Source organism: Corynebacterium gottingense, from assembly GCF_007559235.1.
In the GTDB taxonomy this organism is placed as follows: Bacteria; Actinomycetota; Actinomycetes; order Mycobacteriales; family Mycobacteriaceae; genus Corynebacterium; species Corynebacterium gottingense.
Genome location: NZ_VMHH01000005.1, coordinates 20,222 through 42,201 on the forward strand (window position 1 = coordinate 20,222; position 21,980 = coordinate 42,201).

A 21,980-nucleotide genomic window follows, 5' to 3' on the forward strand; every position below is an offset into this window, starting at 1 on the left:
CGCAACTACGGCCCGGAGGTCTGCTCGGCCCCGCCGCCAACACCGACTTACGCAGCGTCCACGGTGAGGTGCTCCCCGCCCTCGGCGACGTCCACGTTGACGGTGTCGCCGTCGCGGACGTAGCCGGCGAGCAGCGCCTTCGCCAGGCGGTCGCCGATGGCCTGCTGGATCAGGCGGCGCAGCGGGCGGGCACCGTAGGCCGGGTCGTAGCCGCGCTCGGCGAGCCATGCCTTCGCGGCGTCGGAGACGTTGAGCGTGAGGCGCCTGGAAGCGAGACGCTCCGCCAGCGAGCCGAGCTGGATGTCCACGATGCCGACGAGCTGCTCGGACGACAGGGCGTCGAAGACGACGACATCGTCAAGGCGGTTGATGAACTCGGGCTTGAAGTGGTGCTTCACCGCGTCCATGATCTGGTCGTGGCTGCCGCCCGCGCCCAGGTTGGAGGTGAGGATGACCACCGTGTTGCGGAAGTCCACCGTGCGCCCCTGGCCGTCGGTGAGGCGGCCCTCGTCGAGAACCTGCAGGAGGATGTCGAAGACGTCCTGGTGGGCCTTCTCCACCTCGTCGAAAAGCACGAGCGAGTACGGGCGGCGACGAACAGCCTCGGTGAGCTGGCCGCCGGCGTCGTAGCCGACGTACCCCGGAGGGGCGCCGACCAGGCGGGAGACGGAGTGCTTCTCGCCGTACTCGGACATGTCGATGCGGACCATCGCCGAGTCGTCGTCGAAGAGAAACTCAGCCAGCGCCTTCGCCAGCTCGGTCTTGCCCACGCCGGTGGGGCCGAGGAAGAGGAAGGAACCGATCGGGCGGTTCGGGTCAGCCACGCCTGCGCGCGAACGGCGCACCGCGTCGGACACCGCGTTGACCGCGTCCTTCTGGCCGACGACGCGGCCGGCAAGCAGCTCCTCCATGTGCAGGAGCTTCTCGGTCTCGCCCTGCATCATCTTGCCCGCCGGGATGCCGGTCCAGGAGGACACGACCTCCGCGATCACGTCCGGGGTGACCTCCTCGGTGAGCATCGTCTTCTGGGTCTCGCTGGCGCTCGCTTCCGCGTCCGCGAGCTGCTTCTCCAGCTCGGGGATGCGGCCGTAGCGTAGCTCGGAGACCTTGGCGTAGTCGCCGTCGCGCTCCGCAATCTCGGACTCGTTGCGCAGCCGCTCCAGCTCCTCCTTCGCGGACTGGACCGAGTCGATCTCCGCCTTCTCGTTGGACCAGCGAGTTTTCAGCTCGTTCAGCTTTTCACGCTGGTCAGCGAGCTCCTGGCGCAGGTCCACCAGGCGCTGCTGGGACGCCGCGTCGGACTCCTTCTGCAGCGCGATCTCCTCGATCTCCAGGCGGCGGACCACGCGCTCGAGCTCGTCGATCTCCTGCGGCGAGGAGTCGATCTCCATGCGCAGGCGCGAACCAGCCTCATCCACCAGGTCGATCGCCTTGTCCGGCAGGAAACGGTTGGTGATGTAGCGGTTGGACAGCTCGGCGGCCGAGACCAGCGCGGAGTCCTGGATGCGCACGCCGTGGTGCACCTCGTAACGCTCCTTCAGCCCACGCAGGATGCCAATCGTGTCCTCCACGGTCGGCTCGCCCACGTACACCTGCTGGAAGCGGCGCTCCAGGGCGGCGTCCTTCTCAATGTGCTGGCGGTACTCGTTCAGCGTGGTCGCGCCGACGAGTCGCAGCTCGCCGCGGGCCAGCATCGGCTTAATCATGTTGCCCGCGTCCATGGCGCCCTCGCCGCTCGCGCCGGCGCCGACGATGGTGTGCAGCTCGTCGATAAAGGTGATGATTTCACCGTCTGCCGACGTGATCTCGTCCAGCACGGCCTTCAGCCGCTCCTCGAACTCGCCGCGGTACTTCGCGCCCGCGACCATGGAGCCGAGGTCGAGGGAAATCAGCGTCTTGCCCTTCAGCGACTCCGGGACGTCGCCCGCGACGATGCGGCGGGCTAGGCCCTCCACGATCGCGGTCTTGCCCACGCCGGGTTCGCCAATCAGGACCGGGTTATTCTTCGTGCGGCGGCTCAGTACCTGGACCACGCGGCGGATCTCCGAATCGCGGCCGATCACCGGGTCAATCTTGCCCTCACGGGCGCGTGCGGTCAGGTCGGTGGAGTACTTTTCCAGCGCTTGGAACTGGTCCTCCGGCGTCTCGGTCGTGACCTTCTTGTTGCCGCGGACGGACTGGAACGCAGACTTAATCGCATCGTACGTGGCGCCGCGCTTGGTCAGCAGCTCCGCGGCCTCATCGGTGCCGCGGGCGATGCCGGCGAGGAGTACCTCGGTGGACACGTATTCGTCGCCAAGCTCCCCGGCGAGCTCTTGCGACGCATTAAGCGCGTTGAGCGCATCGCGGTTGAAGTTGGGGTTGGCCATGTTCTGGCCCTCCGCCTTGGGGTAACCGGCGACCAGCTCGCCCGCCTCGCGCGCGACCGTCGCGGGGTCAACGCCCGTGGCTTTGAGGACGGGGGCGGCGATGCCGTCTTCCTGCGTAAGAATTGCCTGCAGCAGGTGCGCCGGGCGAATATCTGGATTCCCTGCCGCGGAGGCCTTCTGCAGCGCCTGCTGGATGGCCTCCTGCGTCTTTGTTGTGGGGGTAAAGGATGCCATGGTCAACATCGTCCTTTCCGTGTGCGTTTATGTTCGTCGTGTTTTATCTCCCGTTTTACTCGGGTCACTTCCTATAACGCACCGGAAGTTGAGTCTGTTCCACTCAACCCTGTTTTGTTGTTTACTCCCGCTTTGCCGGGACCCACTTCGAAGCAAAGGACAGAATCACCACGCCCACGGCCACCGCGAAGGCGATCCAGCCTAAGCCCGTGACAAAGCCGGCGATCACCGCGATGGGCGCGAGGATGGTCATGCCGATCTCAAACGGGGCGAAGCCGACGTACGCCACGCCGTACTCGTTGAGCGTGCCGGACTTCAGCTTCGGGTCGACCATCTTGAGCAGTGCGATACCGGTGGCCACTGCCGCGGTCGCCCAACCCCAGCCGAACAGGCCACGCTCGAGCCAGTTGGTGCCAAAGAACAGCGGGCCCGCCCACAGCATCCACACCACGCAGAACACGGTGCCCAGGACGAACAGGAGCAGGAGCGCCTGCCAGTACCCGGCGAGCGCCGCGGGCACGATCGACGCGATACCGAAAGCAATCATGTAGTCGGTCGCTGCGCCGGAGATGGAGCTAATGGTGTCGCGGTCCAGGTAGTTCGGCCGCCCGACAGCCTTCAGCAGGCCGCGGCCAATCAGGCCCACCACGCACGCCATCGCGAACAGGGGGATGGACACGTTTTCCCACTGCGACTTCACCAGCTGGTTCAGCATGTACGCGATGAGCACGGTAAACACCACGAAACCACCGTGCAGCGCCAGCGGCTCGATGGAGGACGGGTTGGTAGTCGCCTTGCCGATGGAGGGGCGCTCAGATTCGTCGTCAATATAGCCAGTGCGCAGCTCGCGGGGCAGGTCGCCGCTCAGCTCAGCCGCCTTGCCCTTGCGGATGCCCCAGTTTGCCACGATCACGCCGCCAACGATGGCCACCAGTGTGCCCACGGTCGCGGACGTAAAGCCGATGGACGAGGCGTTTTCCACCCCGACCCCCTCCAGCGCGGAACCGACCGCCGCCGCGGTGCCGAACCCGCCGACGAAGCCGACCGGCAGCATCATACCGAACCAGGGCTCCGTGCCAAACAGCGGCGCAAACAGGTACAGGCCCAGCAGGATGAACAGACCCCACTGCCCCATGAACATCGAGGTCGTATACGCCCACATGTTGCGCGCACCCGCGGCCACGGAGCCGCCGAGCTCCATCGAGTACGCCATTGACGCGAACACCACGGCGATCAAAAGTGTCGTGTATGTGCCCACGCTGTCGGACCAGCTGATCACCCCGAGCACTTCCTGCCCGAGGACAAGACCGATCAGCCCCGCCGTGATCGGCGCAGGCAGCAGCAACGCCTGTAATACTTTCAGCCGGTTGCGGAGTACGTTGCCAATGATCAGAAGCACCGAGATCCAGCCAATATCAGTCAGCATTGTGTACGGCGTAAATTCCATTGCTGCCACCTACCTTTCCCATTGTTTTAGATGTCACATTACCCTGTAACGCATGAGCTCTTTCCGCACCGCCTCCCGCGAAGCAGCCCAAGTTTTGCTTAACGACGAATCGCTGTCCCGGTCCACACTCTGGACCTACTTCGTTGCTGAATTCCCTGAGGCAACCGGTCTTCTCCCGGCCGGCGTGACGGAAGCAACGCACTCCATGGTGTGCGTGCCGGGGAAGGCGCTGCTGCGCGTCGCCGACACCGCGCCGGACGACGAGTCGGTGGACCCCGCCGCGCTCAACCCAGCCGTCGAGGCGGGTCTGCGGGATTGGGCCTTGCACATGCGCAGGACCGGCTTTCCCTCCGCCGAGTACCCGCGCGCGGCAAAGCTGTACCAGGACCTGATCGCTTCCATGCTCGGCCACGAGCTCGACGAGCGAGTCGCCCGGACGCTGGAGGAGTTCGGTGAGGTCATGCGCAGCGCGGCCGAGCAGGCTGACCAGAAAGGTATTCCGGCGGCCTCCGCCGCCCAGGTCACCTCGGTCATCGAGGCCTCGTCCTTCGAGGGCGCCCCCGCCGCAGCGCGCACCCGCATCGTGCGCCTGGAAACCAGCACGCCCATTCCGTACGAGCCCGGGCAAGTGGTGCCGGTGCTGCAGGCAAACCGCCAGGGCGTGTGGCACGACCTGGCGCCGGCGTTGCCGTACAACGAGCTGGGCCAGCTGGAGTTCCACGTCCGCGAGGAGTTGGACGTGGAAGTGGGCGACTACGTCACGCTGGGCGCAGCTTACGGGACTGCTCCGCTGCGTGGCGTCGATAAGCGCCCTGACCACGGGCTCCTCATTGTCGCCGACGGCACGGGCCTGGCGGCGGCGAAGGCGATGGTATTCGACCTGATGGAGCGCGACGAGCGCCCCGAGGTTGAGCTGATGATCGGCGTGGAGCACGAGGACGAGTTCTATGACCTGCACACGTTTGCTTCGCTGACCTCGAGCTCCGAGGTGCACGATTGGCTCACCATCACCTGTGTTGCGGAGCAGGTGATGGCCCCGGAGGACCCGGAGTCGCCCGCGATTGTGGAGGGGCTGCGCCGCGTGTGGATCGGCGTCGAACGGCTCGCATCGGCGACGGGCACTTGGTGGGGCCGCGACGTCGTGGTCTGCGGCAGCGTCGCCCGTTGCACCCTGATCACGGACGCCATGAAGGAAGCTGGCGCGCCAGCACCGACCGTGGTTGCCATGGACGAGGAAGCCGATTGGTTTAACGAGCACTAGCCGAGCCTCTCGTATTCCTCAATCCACAGGTCCTCGTACTCCCTCATCGTCATCGCGTTGTCGTCGCGGTACGGCCGCTGGTACGAGGGCGAGATAAACCGCGTGCCGTCCGGGAAGACGAAGTGAATGTCGTCGGCGTCTTTGATAATCCGCGTGTGCCCTTCCGTCACCAGCGAATGACACGCAGAGCACAGCGGCAACAGGTTTTCCATCGTCGTTTCGCCGCCCAGCGCCCAGTCCTCCACGTGGTGAACCTCGATGAACCTGGTATGGGTGCACCCCGGCACCGCGCATTCGCTGCCCCACATTGTCATGAGCGCGTTGAGCTGCGCGTCGTTGGCAAGCCGCGCCGACTTCGACGTGTTGATGATCAGCCCCTGGTCATTCACCTCGTTCACCCGCACGATGGCGTTCGACACGGCGTGGGCAATGCTTATCGACGCCTCTCCCACCCCATTCGGCATATAGGCCCGCCCATCCGTCGTCGTCACGAGATTCACGTGCGCTCCCGGCGCGCGCAGTGGGTTCTTCGGCTTGCTGCGCACCACATTCACCATGCCCATAAACGCCGCGAGCATGGCTTTCCCCACCGGCAGTCCGAAGCCGGATTGGTTAGTCATCTCCTTCAGGGCCTCGTCGACGCCGTCCTGTTCCACCACCTCCGCGAGGTCGACGTCGTAGTAGGACAGTTCGCCGATCTTGAGGGCCGCGGCGACCTTCGCGCCTTCCAGCGGGCTGAGGTCCGCCCACAACCCGAATCTGCCGTTCTTCCGCTCCGCAATGCGGACATACGAGGAGGGTTTGCTCTCTCCCCCCCTCGCCCTCACGCTGGCGCCACGCGAGCTCGGCTTCAAGCTCGTGGTAGCCGAGCTTGATGGCCAACTCGACGAGCTCGGCCTCATCATTGTGCTTGAGATACGGCAGGAGTAGCCGCACTTTGGAGTAGTTCACGTCTCCCTCGTTGAACGCCTCCGCGAGGAGCGAGTAGCACATGAGATCACGCGCGATGGAGACGTATTCGTGCGCGGTGGATTTTGAAATACCTAGCCGCCGAATGAGCCACTGAGCCGTCGTTGTTGCGCCGAGGCGACGCGCGAGTCGCAGCTTGTCAAAGATGCCGATGTCGCGCAGTAGCGCCGCCTTCTGCCGAGTCATTCGCCCGAAGGTCGATGCAATCCGGTCTGCTAATTGCGTGATTGCGCAGGAGCCAGTAGGTGGATCCTGTTCGACAGCACCATCATCAGCGATAGCATTTTCGATATTTTCAGGGCTGGGATGCTTTGGTGATTCGGTCATGATGCGTGGCTCCGTTCATGGGTTGTCGGGGTGTTGGCAATGAAGATAGCACCCCCACCGAACATCGACCTGACCTGCCCTTTTATCAAGTTAAGTACGTTAACAACGTTGACGTTCGCTAGCGCGTTGAGTCGCGGTAACCAACGACTGAAGGAAGTCTGCATTGCGGACTTTTCTCAGCATTCCTCGTTCGAACAACATGGATTTCGCGCACACCCATTCCAACGTGACTGAACGGAGTCCGCATTGCGGACTTTTCTCAGACGGCGGGCTCTACGACATTCGCGTCGATGCCTCAATATCCACCACCGGAAGCGCGCGGCGGGTTGCGCCAACGGCATCGAGATCAATGTCCGCGACGAGAATTTCCGGTCCGTATCCCGCCTCCTCAACCACGACGCCATCCGGCGCGACGACCACCGAGTGCCCGATCCCGGTCGGCCCCGACTCCTGCCCAGCCTCTCGCTCGAAGTTGGGACGGGCCTGTCCCGCCGCGGCGAGGAATACGCCCGAATCAAGTGCGCGCGCACGGGTGAGCAAGCGCCACTGCTCAAGCTTACCGCCCCCATCCGCCCAGCTCGTTGGCACGACGATCACCTCGGCACCGCGGCGGGCCAGCTCGCGGAACTGCTCCGGGAAACGAATATCAAAGCAGATAGCTACCCCTACACGTACGCCATCGCAATCGAAAGTCACGAGCCGCTCCCCCGCTTTGACGGTGTCAGATTCGCGATAGTCGAACGCGTCGTAGGTATGAATCTTGTCGTAACCCAGGTGCACACCTGCACCCGTAATGAGCGCCGTGTTGTAAACCCGATTGATCGTCTTCCCGTTCACCTCGCGGGAATCCGCGGGCCGAAACATCCCCGCCACAATGGTTACCCCAGCGTCCGCCGCGAGCTGCCGGAGTGCGGTGGCGAACTCACCATCCAGCCCCTCAGCCTGCACATCCAAGCGCCCCTGCCCGAAGGCCTGGCTCGTCGCTTCCGGCAACACAATCAAGCTCGCCCCCTGCTCGGCCGCGTTTCGAATGAGCGGCGACACCTTAGCCAGGTTTTCGCGCACGTCAGGGCCGGTGGTGGTTTGAATGCAAGCAAGTTTCATGCACCCTATGCTAAACATTTTCAAATTTGTTTGCCGCACCCATTGATTCGTTTATTACGATGATATAGGGTTGCACCATGACCTTTTTACACCTTACGCAATCCACAGCTTCCACCGCCCGCGCTCACACCCCGCCGGACCTCACTCATTATGACCCACGCCTTTCCCCATCATCCACCGCAACCGCGTTATCCACAGTATATTCGCACCACACGTTAGCCATGCAGCACACCACCGGCGGGATCCACACACACCTCGACCAGGTTGCCCGCTTTGCCGACCGCGTCTGCGACCTCGACAGCACCATCGCGGGGAGGCTCGATGCGCACCGATAGCGCCGTCTACCAGCCCACACTCTTCCCCGACGAGTTGCGCCGGGCGGCGGATGAGGTGTGGGAGGGGCTGTGTGACGTCGAGAGGCAACTGCTCAATGCGCGCCAGGCCAGCGAAGCTTTGGTTCGATCCGGCTTCGAAGGCCCTGCGGCGAACGCATCGAATGCGACCCTCAACGCGTACGCGGCCGAGCTGGAAACGCAACGGGCGGACCTCGAGCGGGTTCGTGCAATTCTGCAGGTTGCCGCGTTGGCACACGCCTGCTTGGACGCGGTGGCGGAGGTGGCAATTCGGGCGGGGCACCACCACCTCATCCAGTGGCTCAACCGCCGCTCCCAGGCGCTCGACCGCGAAACCGCGGATGCGCTGCGCACGAACGTGCCGCTCCATACTATTGACGGACTTTTTGCCCACCCCGACGACTCACTCGAGCAGGTCCACGCGCGGCACGCCGCAACCGTCCCCGCCGCGACACTGCAGACCGTCGAAGCCAGCGGCGGCACCATCTTGGAAGCCGGTCCGGCGAGCACCACCGTGATGATTGGTAACACCGTCGCGCCCGAGCGGGTGATCACCATGGTCGCCGGCACGCACACCGGCAAGCCGGAGGACTTGGGCGGCGAGCTCGACAAGGCACAACGCATCGCCGCGCGCACCGGCGCGTCCGTCGTCGTCTGGCAGGGCTACGGCCCGCCCGCCAACATCCCCGACGCGGGCGCGCAGATCAACGCCGTGCGCGGCGCGGACAACCTCGCGCAGTTCCAAGCCGCCCTCGAATCTCGCTTCCCCAGCGCCCAAAAGACGATCGTCGCGCATAGCTACGGCACGCTCGTCCCCACACTTGCCGCCGCCGAGCATGGATTGCTTGTCGACGACCTGTGGCTCCTCGGCAGCGCCGGGGTCGCTGGCGACAGCGTGGACGACTTGGCACTCGCGGGGCCGGACTCCGCCGTGTTCGTTGTGGACTCGCCGGATGACATCATCCTCACCCTGCGTTCGGGTCCGGATGCTGTGCTGGGGGCCTCGCCGTCGTCGGCAAGCTATGGCGCCACCCCTATCGAGGGCGTGACCGGGAGCCATACGGACTATTTCACAGACCCGGCGTTCCTGTCTGCCTTAGCACAAGAAGGCGGACAATACGGGCGTTTTTAGGTATCATGTTTTGCGTTTAGTGATTCATCACCCAATAGGAGGGAATCCATGGCACAAAACTTTGCAGAAAACGTCGTAGCTAAGCTCGAAGAACTCGGCATCAAGCGCATCTACGGGCTGGTCGGCGACTCGCTAAATCCGCTGTCGGATGCAGTGCGCCAGAGCGACATCGAATGGGTCCACGTCCGCAACGAGGAGGCCGCCGCATTCGCCGCTGGCGCTGACTCGCTCGCCGCCGATGAGCTCGCCGTCTGCGGCGCATCCTGCGGCCCGGGCAACACCCACTTCGTGCAGGGCCTGTACGAGTCGCACCGCAACGGCTCCAAGGTCCTGGCAATCGCTTCCCACATCCCGACCATGGAGATCGGCTCCTCCTTCTTCCAGGAGACCCACCCCGAGCTGCTCTTCCAGGAGTGCTCCTCCTACTGCGAGGTCGTACACAACCCGGACCAGGGCATGCGCGTGTTCCACAACGCAGTACAGAACACCCTGGCCGGCAACGGCGTGTCCGTGATGGTCGTGCCCGGCGACGTCTTCGCCGCCGACGTCACCGACGGCCCGCACACCGCGGACTCCGTCTACGCCACCGGCGCCAAGAAGCGCGTGTTCCCGGATCCGCACGAGGCCGCTCGCCTCGTCGAGGCCATCAACAACGCCGAGAAGGTCACTATCTTCGCCGGCTGGGGCGCTCGTGACGCCCGCGACGAAGTCTTCGCGCTGGCGGAGAAGATCAAGGCGCCGATCGGCCACTCCTTCCGCGGCAAGATGTACTTCGAGCACGACAACCCGTACGACGTCGGCATGTCCGGTCTGCTCGGTTACGGCGCGTGCCTGGACGCCATGGACGAGTCCGACCTGTTCATCATGGTCGGCACCGACTTCCCGTACTCCGACTGGCTGCCGGACGAGAACGTCGCGCAGATTGACATCGACGGCAGCCACATCGGCCGCCGCACCAAGGTCGAATACCCGGTCGTCGGTGACGTGAAGAGCGTCATTGAAAACATTCTCCCGCACATCGAGGAGAACAAGGACCGCAAGTTCCTGGACAAGATGCTCAAGCGCCACTACCAGCTGCTCGAGAACGTGGTGAACAACTACACCAAGAAGGCAGCCGAGTCCACGAAGCCGATCCACCCGGAGCTGGCAGCCTCCGTGCTGGACGAGCTGGCTGATGACGACGCCTACTTCACCGTCGACACCGGCATGTGCAACGTCTGGTCCTCGCGCTACCTCACCCCGAACGGCAAGCGCGACGAGGCCGCGTCCTTCCTCCACGGCACCATGGCCAACGCACTGCCGATGGCCATCGGCGTGCAGGCAGCCTTCCCGGACCGCCAGGTCATCTCCTGGTCCGGCGACGGCGGCCTGGGCATGCTCATGGGCGAGCTGCTCACCATCAAGCTGCACCAGCTGCCGGTGAAGGTCATGTGCTTCAACAACTCCTCCCTCGGCATGGTCAAGCTCGAGATGATGGTTCAGGGCATGCCGTACTTCGGCACCGACCACGAGGAAGCCAACTACGCCGAAATTGCCAAGGGCGTTGGCATCAAGTCCTTCCGTGTGGAGGACCCGGACGACCTCAAGCCGGTGATCAAGGAGGCCCTGGAGTACGACGGCCCGGCCCTCGTTGACATTGTCACGGACCCGAACGCGCTCTCCCTGCCGCCGGGGATTACCTGGGACATGATGAAGGGCTTCACCAAGTCCGGCGCCCGCACCGCCTTCCTCGAGGGCGGCGTCGGCCGACTGTTTGACCTGGCCAAGTCCAACCTGCGCCACATCGGCGGCGCAGCGGCCATCGAGTTCGGCGGCTAGTCCGGACGCACGAAAGAAGGGGACGCAGTCAGATCGACTGCGTCCCCTTTTTGCTGTCGCGGTTAGGGTTGTGCGCGGCGGCGTCGAGAAGCTGCGGGCTCCCACGTCACCACCGCTGTCGAGCGCGGCACGTGCACGAGCTCACCGCCGCGGGCGGGGCGGGACTCGAGGCGCTTGCGCAGCTGGGTGTTCTCCTCGTGCTTCGCGGCCAGCTCTTCCTGCAACTCATCGATCTGCTCGGTGAGCTGGATAATCGTCTTGATGCCGGCCAGATTCACGCCGTCCTCCTGGGACAGCTGCTGGATCCGGCGCAGCAACGAGATGTCGCGGCGCGAGTAGCGGCGCCCGCCGCCGCGCGTGCGCATCGGGGTGACCAGGCCCATCCTGTCGTAGGTGCGCAGCGTCTGGGCGTGCATGCCGGTGAGCTCCGCGGCAACGGAGATCACGAAGTACTGCTCTGTTTCCTTCGACACGTGGCTCACCTCCTACTACGCGCCGGCCCACCCGGCGCGCGGGTCGAACCCAGCATCCCGCTCCGCCTGGTGGTAGGCGCGCAAGGCACTCGTCGCGGCCGCATCCAGGTCGTCGGGCACCTTCACCTCGACGGTGACCAGTAGGTCGCCGGCCTTGCCGGACTTCTTCGGCACGCCGCGGCCCTTCACGCGCAGGGTGCGCCCATTCGGGGTACCTGCGGGGATCTTCACGCGGACGCGCTTCTCCAGCGTCGGCACCGTCACGGTGCCGCCGAGGGCGAGCTCGCCGAAGGACACCGGAACCGTGACTTCAAGGTCGTCGCCGGAGCGGGTGAAGACGGCGTCGTCACGCACGTGCACGCTGACAAACAGGTCGCCCGCTGGCGTGCCGTTCGGCCCGGCCTCGCCCTGGCCGGCCAGGCGCACCTTCTGCCCGTCGACCACGCCGGCGGGGATCCGCACCGTGATCGTGCGGGCGCGACGCACGGTGCCAGTGCCGCGGCAGGTGGGGCAGGGATCCTCGATGATCTCGCCCGTGCCCTGGCACTCCGGGCACGGGCGGGCCATGCCGAACGCGCCGTTGTTCTCCCGGATGTAGCCCGAGCCGGAGCAGTGGCTGCACCGGTGGGTTTTGCCGTCCTTTGAGCCGGAGCCGTGGCAGGTGGTGCACGGCGCGTCGCCAGTCAACTCGACGGGGAAGGTGGTGCCCTTCGCCGCCTCGCGGAAGTCGAGCGTTATTTCCGTTTCGACGTCGGCCCCCCGCGACGGCCGAGCGTTCCTGCCAGCACCGCCGCCGCGGTTAAAGAGGCCACCGAAGAGATCACCAATGCCGCCGTCTCCAGCTTGTCCAGCACCGGCGTTTCCGAAGATGTCTGAGAATCCGGAGTAGTCCGAGAAGTCCGTCTGCGTCGTGCGAAACCCGCCGGGAAACCCGGTACCACCTCCCCCGAAGCGCCCAGCACCCATCATGGACTTGAACTGATCGTATTCCTTGCGTCGCGCCTCGTCACCGAGGACGTCGTACGCCTCCGCCACGCGCTTGAACTTCTCCTCCGCAGCTTTGTCGCCGGGGTGAGAATCCGGGTGGTTTTCGCGTGCGAGTTTGCGGTACGCCTTCTTAATGTCTGCAGCCGAGGCGCTTGAGGAGACCCCGAGGTCACCGTAGTAGTCCTTGCCTGCCCATTCCTGTTGCATTGCCATCTCGCACCCTCCTTTCACGCAATGTTAATGCGTTGCTCTCGAGTCATTCTGTTGTTCTACGAAAAGGGCCGGGGAAGAGTCCGCTTCGTTGTCGCTTCCTCGTTCCCCGGCCTCAAGCCGTTGGGCCGATCGTGGCCCTAGGCGTTATCTGCTGCGTTGTCTGCTGCGTCGCCCTCAGCGTTGTCCGCAGGGTCCGCGATGATCACCATCGCGTTGCGGATCAGGCGTTCGCCGACGCGGTAGCCCTTGCGCAGCACCGTCCCGACGACCTGCTCGCCGCCGGAGGACAAGTCCTGCACCGCCTCGTGGATCTCTGGGTTGAAGGGCTCGCCCTCCGCGCCGAAGGCCTCGACCTTTTGGTTGGCCAGCACGCCGCGGAACTTGTCGGCGAAGGACTTCAGCGGCCCTTCTTTCAGGTCGCCGTGCTGGTCGGCCAGGTCAAGGTCGTCCAGCAGCGGCAGCAGCTCGCTGGCAAACTTCGCCTTCGCGTGGTCCGCGATCTGGCCGCGCTCGCGATCGGTCCGGCGGCGGTAGTTCGCGTACTCGGCGCTCACTCGCTGCAGGTCCTCGGTGCGCTCGGCCAGTTGCTTTTCGACGGAGTCGCCCTCCTCGACAACCTCCTCGGCGGCTTCGCCGTCGAGGCTGGCCTCAATGTCGGCGAGTTCCTCGTCGACGCTCTGGGCGCCCGCGGCTTCTTCCGCGGCCGCTTCAGCCTCGTCGGGGGTGACGAACTGCTCGTCGGTGTTCTCCGGTGCGCCCGGATCTTCCGGCATCTGCGGGTTCGGGTTCGTCATAACCTGACCACTCCTGACTTACTTGTTGTCGGAGTCGTTGGACTCCTCAGCGTCGTCCTCAACAACCTCGGCGTCAACAACGTTGTCGTCGCCTGCGGCGGCGTCGGCCTGGGTTGCGCCCTCGTTGGCCTGTGCCTCGTAGAGGACCTTGCCCAGCTCCTGGGACTCGGTGTTCAGCTTCTCCACGGCGGACTTCACGGCCTCGAGGTCGTCGCCCTTGAGCGCCTCGTCCACGGCATCCGCAGCCTCGGTGACGCGGGTCTTCAGGTCCTCCGGCAGCTTGTCGGAGTTCTCATCCATAAACTTGCGCGTCTGGTAAGCGGCGGTCTCCGCGTTGTTGCGGGTCTCCTGCTCCTCGCGACGCTTCTTGTCCTCCTCCGCGTGCTGCTCGGCGTCCTTGACCATGCGGTCGATCTCCTCCTGGGACAGACCGGAGCCGTCCTGGATCTTGATCGTGTTCTCCTTGCCGGTGGCCTTGTCCTTCGCGGACACGGAGACGATGCCGTTTGCGTCGATGTCGAAGGTAACCTCGATCTGCGGCACACCGCGCGGCGCCGGAGCGATGCCTGCCAGCTCGAAGGAGCCGAGCAGCTTGTTCGCAGACGCCATCTCGCGCTCGCCCTGGAAGACCTGGATCTGCACGCTGGGCTGGTTGTCCTCAGCGGTGGTGAAGGTCTCGGAACGCTTCGTCGGGATGGTGGTGTTGCGCTCGATCAGCTTGGTCATCACGCCGCCCTTGGTCTCGATACCGAGGGAGAGCGGGGTGACGTCGAGAAGCAGCACGTCCTTGACGTCGCCACGGAGCACGCCAGCCTGCAGGGCTGCGCCGAGGGCCACAACCTCGTCCGGGTTCACGGACTTGTTCGGGTCCTTGCCGGTCAGCTCCTTGACCAGGTCGGTCACGGCCGGCATACGGGTGGAGCCACCGACCAGGACGACGTGGTTGATGTCGCCGACCGAGAGGCCAGCGTCCTTGATCACCTGGTTGAACGGGGACTTGGTGCGATCCAGCAGGTCAGAGGTGATCTTCTGGAACTCGGTGCGGGTCAGGGTCTCGTCCAGGAAGAGCGGGTTCTTCTCGGAGTCAACGGTGATGTACGGCAGGTTGATGGAGGCCTGCTGGGAGGAGGACAGCTCGATCTTTGCCTTCTCCGCAGCCTCGCGCAGACGCTGCATTGCCATCTTGTCCTTGGACAGGTCCACGCCCTGTGCGGACTTGAACTTGTCTACCAGCCACTCGACGATGCGGTTGTCCCAGTCATCGCCGCCCAGCTCGTTGTCGCCGGCGGTAGCGAGGACCTCAACGACGCCGTCGCCGATCTCCAGCAGGGAGACGTCGAAGGTGCCGCCGCCCAGGTCGAAGACCAGGATGGTCTGCTCGGAGTCGTTCTTCTCCAGGCCGTACGCCAGCGCAGCCGCAGTCGGCTCGTTGACAATACGCAGGACGTTCAGGCCCGCAATCTGGCCGGCCTCCTTGGTGGCCTGGCGCTGTGCGTCCTCGAAGTATGCCGGGACAGTAATAACCGCGTCAGTCACCTCGTCGCCCAGGTACGCCTCCGCGTCGCGCTTCAGCTTCATCAGCGTACGAGCGGAAATCTCCTGCGGGGTGTAGTCCTTATCATCAATGTTGATGGTCCAGTCATCGCCCATGTGGCGCTTGACGGAGCGGATCGTACGGTCAACGTTGGTCACCGCCTGGTTCTTTGCGGACTGACCAACCAGCACCTCGCCGTTCTTCGCAAACGCGACAACGGACGGGGTGGTGCGGGAACCCTCGGCGTTCGCGATAACGACCGGCTCGCCGCCCTCCAGGACGGAGACGACCGAGTTCGTGGTGCCAAGGTCAATACCTACTGCGCGTGCCATGTTGCATTCCTCCTGTAAACGTGGGGTTTATCAATAAGTTGATGTGCTGTGACTCAACTTCACGGCAACCACTGTAACAGATGATCTGCCGCCCTTGAGTCCGTCGCACTCAATCCTTACAACGGCACGCGGTATAAAGTTGTTCCCACCCGACTCAACTTTTTATATTGTAGCAGCTCAGGGGACGTTTCTCACGGCTGGAATTGCGCCAAGGCGTCGTCAACAAACGGTCGCGCCGCGTAGCCCAGGCCGACGAGCGCGAACAGGCCGAGCACGACGCCCGCGATGCCGAGCCCGGTGGTCTGGCTCGACGTCATGGAGCTTGCTGGCAGGACCGAGCTGCCGCGTGTCTTGCCGTCGGCGCAGTCCGAAAACGCCTGACTGTAGGACAGGATCGGCGCGGCGAACTCGGGCGCGTGAGTCTTGGCGGCGTCGATGATTCCGTCGCGGATGTCCACAAGGCTCGTGCCAAACAGGATGCCGCCGACGGTCCCGCCGACCACGGGACCGAAGTCCACGCCGTGGAGCGGCCCCTCCTCGCGCGCCTTGGCCGGAGTGATCGTGATCGTTTGGTCCGTAATCACGTCCTTCTTGGCGGCGTTGAGGAATCCGACCATGCGCCAGTACTTATCCTTTTGCGTCCCCAGCGCGAGCGCCGCCTGCGCGTCGGAGACCTTCTTGTCCGCGGGGACGGGCAGGTCGCTGGCGCTTGCCACGCCCTTCCGCGAGCCGTACTCCCAGACGATTTCGGCTTGCGCCCGGGCGTCGTCACCCTCAACACTGTCGCGGACCTGCTCGCCCAGCCGGGTGAACAGCGCGGAGTAGGCGCCGTTGACGCGCTCGGTGTCCGTGTCCGTAAAAGTGATGGCGCACTGGCCTTTGTCGGAATCGTAGGTGGTTTCGTAGGCGTTCGCGTGCGGGGCGACGAGCGCCGAGGCAGAAAGCGCAGCGGCGAGGGCGGCGCCGGCGCAGCGCCTGGTGGTGTAGTTCACGTAGAGTGCTCTTTTCTTGAATGCAGGTTGGCCCCGCGGTCCGCGCATGGGGAGCGGGACGGCGGGGCGTCGATAAGCGAGGGGCTCTTAGAACAGCCCAGTCTCGTTCTCGTCGTAGGAGACGAGCAAGTTCTTGGTCTGCTGGTAGTGGCCCAGCATCATGAGGTGGTTCTCGCGGCCGATGCCGGACTGCTTGTAGCCGCCGAACGCCGCGTGGGCCGGGTAGGAGTGGTACTGGTTCACCCACACGCGACCAGCCTGGATAGCGCGGCCGGCACGGTAGATCGTGTTCTGGCTGCGGGACCACACGCCGGCGCCAAGACCGTAGATCGTGTCGTTGGCAATGCGGATCGCCTCGTCGTAGTCCTTGAAGGTGGTCACGGACATCACCGGGCCGAAGATCTCGTCCTGGAAGATCTTCATGTCGTTGGTGCCCTTGAACACGGTCGGCTCAATGTAGAAGCCGTTCTCCAGCCCCTCGAGCTTGTTCACGTGGCCGCCGGTGAGCGTCTCCGCGCCCTCCTTCGGGCCGAGCTCAAGGTAGCTGGTGATCTTGTCCATCTGCTCCTGCGACGCCTGGGCACCCATCTGCACGTCCGTATCCAGCGGGTTGCCCACCTTGATCTGCTTCACGCGCTGCACGCCGAGCTCGAGGAACTCGTCCGCGATGGACTCGTGGATCAGAGCGCGCGACGGACAGGTGCAGACCTCGCCCTGGTTCAGGGCGAACATGGCGAAGCCCTCGATGGCCTTCTGCTTGAAGCTGTCGTCGCGCGCGAGCACGTCCTCAAAGAACAGGGACGGGGACTTGCCGCCCAGCTCCAGGGTGACCGGGATGATCTTGTCCGCGGCCGCCTTGTTGATGATCTTGCCCACCTGGGTCGAGCCGGTGAACGCGATCTTGGCAATGCGGTCGGAGCCGCTCAGCGCCGCACCTGCCTCGTCGCCGTAGCCGTTGACCACATTGACCACGCCAGCCGGGATGAGGTCACCGATCAGGTCCATCAGGTAGAGGATGGAGGCCGGGGTCTGCTCCGCCGGCTTCATCACCACTGCGTTACCCGCGGCCAGCGCCGGGGCGAGCTTCCACACCGCCATGAGCAGCGGGAAGTTCCACGGGATGATCTGGCCGACCACGCCGAGAGGCTCGTTGAAGTGGTAGGCGACCATGTTGTCGTCGATCTGGCTGAGGCGACCCTCCTGGGCGCGGATCGCGCCCGCGAAGTAGCGGAAGTGGTCAATCGCCAGCGGGATGTCGGCGGCGAGCGTTTCGCGCACGGCCTTGCCGTTATCCCAGGTCTCGGCCACCGCGATGCCCTCGAGATGCTCCTCCATGCGGTCCGCGATGCGGTGCAGCATGAGCGCACGCTCCGCTACCGAGGTCTTCCCGAACGCGGGTGCCGCCTTGTGCGCGGCGTCCAGCGCCAGGTTGATGTCCGCCTCCTTGCCACGCGCGACGCGGCAGAAGGTCTCGCCGGTGACCGGGGTGACGTTGTCAAAGTACTCGCCGTCCACCGGCGCGACCCAGTCGCCGCCAATGTAGTTGTCGTACTGCTCGCGGAACTTCACGCTGGAGCCGGCGGTGCCGGGGTTGGGGTAGACAGTCACGGTCTGTTTCCTTTCGCGGTTTAGGGATGGAATGTGACCCACCCTACACCACAGGACAGACGAGAGCTAGGGCATAGCGCCTATCGATGCCCCGCCAACCCCTCACACCTGCTCAAAACGGGATGCACGCCCCTGCCCCTTCGGGACTATGTCGCCCCTGTCCGCTATCCCATCCAAGAGGCGCTTCGACGTCCCCCGAGCGACGCCGGTAAGACGCATAAAATCACCAGTAGTGATCGCTTCGTGGACGCTCAGCCAACGCTCGACAGTGCACGTCGCCTCCAACGGGTCAGTGGTTCGGTACGGCAGCAACTCGCGCACCGGATCTTCGTTGCGATGCCGCTCAATTCGGTCCACCGTGGTCTCCCCGAGCACCCACACATCGTTGTACTTGGCAACGATCGGGGTGGCGTCGACAAGCGTCTGCTTCGCCACATCGAGCGCTGCCTGTGCAGACTCCACAGAAGCCTGGAGCTGCTCTGCGAGCTGAGACGGAGTGATAAACGGGTGATAAAGAAGGTGGTAAAGCAAAATGCTCAGGCGATAATCCTCCTTGCGCTCCGCAGGCCGCAAAGCGTTCATAACCTCCAGCACGGGTGTGGAAGGCATGCCGCCACGCAACGTGACTTCAACGGAAACACCACTTACCTCTTCAATCTGCGGCGGGTTGTGCCCGAGCGCGATCATCGCCCGGTACATACGGTCAATGCCGACCCCCTGCTTATCCACAAGCCCGGTCGCGCGGAACAAGTCCGCAAGCGCCGGGTACCTCGCTTCACGCTGCGTGAGAATGTTTGACGCATTTACATGTCCTACGAATCCGCCCGGACTGTGGACTTCCAGCATCGCGTCCGAATCAGTCCACCGCACCTCCGTCGGCCCGGACCTGTTCCAATCTCGGTGAATAACACCGTTGAGGACCGCTTCACGCACCGCACTGCGCGGTAACTGCCGGATCGGCACGTGGCTAAAACCGTGTTCCACCGTGACCTGAGAGTTGAGCACATCCAGTGCGGTTTCTACTTGATAGATTTGCTCCGCCAACGACTGTTCCGGCACCGGCGCCACTCGGTTGCGCACGCTTCCACTTGGGACATCGAACTGCGTGAGCTCTAGGCCAACGGTTCCCAGGCTAGTTACCAACATCGCTGCAGCAGCAGAAAGTCGACCATCACTGCGGAGCGCCCCAAGAGAGCGGAGGAGCTCCTCATCGGTCTGCTCCCATGGTTCTGCCTGTCGCCACTTTCGCAGGATCGAAAGCGCCTCTGGTCGTGCGTCGGCAGCAGTGCGCTCGGAAGCAATTGCCGTTAGGTCGAAAGACTGCATCGACGCACGATGCTGCCACCACTCCGAGCGATCAACCGGCTGACACGAATCACCTACACGCCAGCGCAAACGATCAGACGTATCCTCAACAGGTGCCGGAGCCTGGCTGACAAGGATAACCAACAACCGAAACCCCTCGACTTGACGCGCCGAAATATCCGGAGCCACCCCGACCCGTGAGTTAATCTCCTGCCTCAGCCAATCAATGCTCAGCTCTGTGCCGAGTAAGCGCCCTGTGCCGTCTTCCACACCTACGATCAGGGCACCACCGCCGGGAGAATTCGCCATGCACGCCACTTCATCGGCAAGCTTGGTGGCAGCATCCGGATTCTCAGGCCGCCCCGGCAACAGCTCGCGCCCCTGCCTACGTCCAGCTTCTTCCTTAAAATCGATCGCCTGGGTTTCTTTTGTCCCCCTGAGACAGCCATCTTCTACCGAATCGAGAATCTGGGCAACCTCACGCAGCAAGAATGCGCGGTGTTCCATTCCGCCGATCACTGCCATGTCCATCCTCCTCGTGTGCGAATCTCACAACAATCGCCAAAATAGCAAAAGATTGATAGATTAGACACCCCCTTAATCTGTCAATAGTTCGCCAAATGACAAAACACTGACAGATTAGGCACCCCCTTAATCTCACAATGAATCGTCATTCCAAGAGACTCCGGATGATTCTGCGTTCAACTCGACGCCGCGCCCACCCCGGCCGACTCATGCGTTTCCGCGTATATCTGGCAGAATCAACGGGGTGAACAAGAAGAATTCCCACGACTTCGTCGGCGCGCTCGATACAGAGGCCCACGACGTCGACATGAAGCCCACCCCGGCCGACGCCGCCCAGGAGCTCTCCAAGGAGCCCACCGACCGCGGCGAGGTCATCGCCGCAGATGGTCGCACCGCCGCCGCATGGGCGCTGCGCTTCATCATCATCGTCGCCGCCACCGCACTGGTGCTCTACCTGCTCAAGTTCGTGTGGATGGGCCTGCTGCCCATCTTCCTCGCCCTCATCGTGTCCACGGTCCTCTGGCCGCCGGTGCGCTGGCTGCGCTCCAAGAAGTTCCCCGCGGCCCTCGCCACCTTCACGGTGATCATCGGCTTCTTCGGCATCATCGGCGGCATCTTCGCTGCGATGGGCCCGACCGTGAAGAAGCAGGGCACGCAGCTCTACGACCAGGCCGGACAGGGCGTCTACCAGATCATCGCCTGGGTCAACGAGCGCGTCGACCCCTCCATCATTGACCCGAACAAGATCCGCGAGCAGATCTCGCAGGTGACCGACGCGCTGCGCGGGCAGGCGTCGAATATCGCTTCCGGCGTCTTCTCCGGCATCGGCGCGATCGCCTCGGTGGGCACCACCCTGGTGCTCACGCTGATCCTCACCTTCTTCTTCCTCAAAGACGGCGACGGCTTCCTACCGTGGCTGCGCAAGTACGTCGGCGTGAAGGCCGGCTGGCACCTCACCGAGGTCTGCATGCGCTCGTGGAACACGCTCTCCGGGTTCATCCGCACGCAGGCAATCGTCTCGGGCGTGGACGCCGTCTTCATCGGCATCGGCCTCCTCGTCCTGGGCGTGCCGCTGTGGCCGGTCCTCGCCGTGGTCACCTTCTTCGCCGGCTTCATCCCGATCGTCGGTGCGTTTACCGCTGGCGCCTTGGCCGTGATCATCGCGCTTGTGTCCAACGGGTTCATGAACGCCGTGTTCGTGCTCATCCTCATCATCGCCGTGCAGCAGATCGAGGGCAACGTCCTCCAGCCGATCCTGCAATCTCAGGCGATGGGCCTGCACGCCGCGATCGTACTGCTCGCTGTCGCACTCGGCGGCACCATCTTCGGCATCGTCGGCGCGTTCCTCGCCGTCCCCGTCGCGGCGGTCGTCGCCGTGTGGTTCCGCTACTGGGCCGAGATGGTCTCGCTGAGGACCGGCGAGATCACGGCGGACGACATTCAAATATCCACCGCGCAGAGCGAGAGCCTGGATTCTAGGGAGGCGTTCCTGGCCGTCCGCAAGCGCATGGCAAGCATGGCCAAGCTGCAGAAACCAGGCCAGAAGGCAACCTTGGGCTCGACGAAGGTGCCGCTTGACGACGCCGCACCCAAGGATTCCGACTAAAAGGTGGACAGATCACGCATCGGTGCTTACCCTGCGCGCCGTACTGATACCGACGAACGAAGGAGCATCGTGGCTGACCTGAACGGTAAGAAGATCGCAATCATCTCCACCAACGGTTTCGAGGATTCCGAGCTGACCTCCCCGAAGGAGGCCGTTGAGGCCGCGGGCGCTGCCACCGCCGTCATCGCTCCGGAGACCGGCGAGATCACCGGCAAGAACGGAACGGCCGTGAAGGTGGACCTCACCACCGCGGATGCCAACGCCGCTGATTACGACGCGCTCATCCTCCCCGGCGGTACCGGCAACGCCGACGCCATCCGCGTCGATGCCCCGGCCGTCGCACTGGTCAAGGAATTCAAGGCTGCGGACAAGGCCATCGGCGTCATCTGCCACGGTGGCTGGATCCTCACCGACGCCGACCTGCTCAAGGGCGTCAAGCTCACCTCGGTGGCGAACGTGAAGACCGACCTGGTCAACGCCGGCGCCAACTGGGTCGACGAGGAGGTCGTGGTCGACTCCGGCTTCATCTCGTCGCGCACCCCGGCCGACCTCGAGGCCTTCAACGCCGCGCTGGTTGAGGAGTTTGCCAAGTAAACC

At 64.1% G+C, this 21,980-nt stretch carries 17 protein-coding genes and 1 pseudogene; 6 read left to right on the forward strand and 12 right to left on the reverse strand.

The window, feature by feature from the left end:
- Positions 1-47 precede the first annotated feature (47 nt).
- The gene (gene clpB / locus FPH17_RS07020; RefSeq protein WP_154879410.1) at positions 48-2,603 is read right to left on the reverse strand and encodes an ATP-dependent chaperone ClpB; all 2,556 of its coding nucleotides are present in this window, start codon (positions 2,601-2,603) and stop codon (positions 48-50) included.
- A gap of 121 nt (positions 2,604-2,724) precedes the next feature.
- The gene (locus FPH17_RS07025; RefSeq protein ID WP_095536069.1) at positions 2,725-4,050 is read right to left on the reverse strand and encodes a sodium/glutamate symporter; all 1,326 of its coding nucleotides are present in this window, start codon (positions 4,048-4,050) and stop codon (positions 2,725-2,727) included.
- 52 nt (positions 4,051-4,102) lie between these two features.
- Here FPH17_RS07025 and FPH17_RS07030 point away from each other — a divergent pair, with 52 nt between their 5' ends.
- Positions 4,103-5,311 (forward strand): ferredoxin reductase domain-containing protein, encoded by a 1,209-nt coding sequence (locus tag FPH17_RS07030; protein ID WP_154879412.1) that lies wholly within the window; start codon positions 4,103-4,105, stop codon positions 5,309-5,311.
- On the opposite strand, the gene FPH17_RS07035 is transcribed toward FPH17_RS07030, so the two are convergent.
- Positions 5,308-6,063: an HNH endonuclease signature motif containing protein gene (locus FPH17_RS07035; RefSeq protein ID WP_167496789.1), complete on the reverse strand. Its 756-nt coding sequence runs from the start codon at positions 6,061-6,063 to the stop codon at positions 5,308-5,310. The genes FPH17_RS07030 and FPH17_RS07035 overlap by 4 nt on opposite strands.
- 49 nt (positions 6,064-6,112) lie before the next feature.
- Here FPH17_RS07035 and FPH17_RS12145 point away from each other — a divergent pair, with 49 nt between their 5' ends.
- A complete protein-coding gene (locus FPH17_RS12145) occupies positions 6,113-6,241 on the forward strand; it encodes a hypothetical protein (protein ID WP_269150541.1) in 129 nt (42 codons plus the stop codon).
- A gap of 51 nt (positions 6,242-6,292) precedes the next feature.
- Here FPH17_RS12145 and FPH17_RS12230 read toward each other — a convergent pair.
- Positions 6,293-6,607: pseudogene (locus FPH17_RS12230) on the reverse strand (hypothetical protein); the annotation flags it as partial.
- Positions 6,608-6,880: 273 nt separating this feature from the next.
- Positions 6,881-7,711 (reverse strand): carbon-nitrogen hydrolase family protein, encoded by an 831-nt coding sequence (locus FPH17_RS07045; RefSeq protein WP_154879418.1) that lies wholly within the window; start codon positions 7,709-7,711, stop codon positions 6,881-6,883.
- 321 nt (positions 7,712-8,032) lie between these two features.
- Between FPH17_RS07045 and FPH17_RS07050 the strand changes: the two genes are divergently transcribed.
- Positions 8,033-9,196: an alpha/beta hydrolase gene (locus FPH17_RS07050; protein ID WP_154879420.1), complete on the forward strand. Its 1,164-nt coding sequence runs from the start codon at positions 8,033-8,035 to the stop codon at positions 9,194-9,196.
- Between the two features lie 48 nt (positions 9,197-9,244).
- Positions 9,245-11,014, forward strand: coding sequence for a pyruvate dehydrogenase (locus FPH17_RS07055; RefSeq protein ID WP_154879422.1), 1,770 nt, complete (start codon positions 9,245-9,247; stop codon positions 11,012-11,014).
- A gap of 62 nt (positions 11,015-11,076) precedes the next feature.
- Here the strand turns inward: FPH17_RS07055 and FPH17_RS07060 are convergent, their stop codons facing one another.
- The 7 genes from FPH17_RS07060 to FPH17_RS07090 all read right to left on the reverse strand — a co-directional run bounded on the left by FPH17_RS07060 (position 11,077) and on the right by FPH17_RS07090 (position 19,777).
- A complete protein-coding gene (locus FPH17_RS07060) occupies positions 11,077-11,487 on the reverse strand; it encodes a heat shock protein transcriptional repressor HspR (RefSeq protein WP_095275666.1) in 411 nt (136 codons plus the stop codon).
- A gap of 15 nt (positions 11,488-11,502) precedes the next feature.
- Entirely contained in the window at positions 11,503-12,687 is a 1,185-nt protein-coding gene (gene dnaJ / locus FPH17_RS07065; protein ID WP_154879424.1) for a molecular chaperone DnaJ, read from the reverse strand.
- A gap of 137 nt (positions 12,688-12,824) precedes the next feature.
- Entirely contained in the window at positions 12,825-13,481 is a 657-nt protein-coding gene (gene grpE / locus FPH17_RS07070) for a nucleotide exchange factor GrpE (protein ID WP_154879426.1), read from the reverse strand.
- 18 nt (positions 13,482-13,499) lie between these two features.
- Complete coding sequence (dnaK, locus tag FPH17_RS07075) at positions 13,500-15,347, reverse strand: molecular chaperone DnaK (RefSeq protein WP_095536061.1); 1,848 nt, start codon at positions 15,345-15,347, stop codon at positions 13,500-13,502.
- Between the two features lie 191 nt (positions 15,348-15,538).
- Entirely contained in the window at positions 15,539-16,339 is an 801-nt protein-coding gene (locus tag FPH17_RS07080) for a hypothetical protein (RefSeq protein ID WP_154879428.1), read from the reverse strand.
- Positions 16,340-16,426: 87 nt separating this feature from the next.
- On the reverse strand, positions 16,427-17,947 hold the full coding sequence (gene exaC / locus FPH17_RS07085; protein ID WP_154879430.1) for an acetaldehyde dehydrogenase ExaC: 1,521 nt from the start codon (positions 17,945-17,947) through the stop codon (positions 16,427-16,429).
- A 102-nt stretch (positions 17,948-18,049) separates the two neighbouring features.
- Positions 18,050-19,777: a DUF5635 domain-containing protein gene (locus tag FPH17_RS07090; protein WP_095546647.1), complete on the reverse strand. Its 1,728-nt coding sequence runs from the start codon at positions 19,775-19,777 to the stop codon at positions 18,050-18,052.
- Positions 19,778-20,084: 307 nt separating this feature from the next.
- On the opposite strand from FPH17_RS07090, the gene FPH17_RS07095 reads away from it, so the two are divergent.
- Positions 20,085-21,383 (forward strand): AI-2E family transporter, encoded by a 1,299-nt coding sequence (locus tag FPH17_RS07095; protein WP_154879584.1) that lies wholly within the window; start codon positions 20,085-20,087, stop codon positions 21,381-21,383.
- A 69-nt stretch (positions 21,384-21,452) separates the two neighbouring features.
- Entirely contained in the window at positions 21,453-21,977 is a 525-nt protein-coding gene (locus FPH17_RS07100) for a DJ-1/PfpI/YhbO family deglycase/protease (protein ID WP_154879432.1), read from the forward strand.
- Positions 21,978-21,980 lie beyond the last annotated feature (3 nt).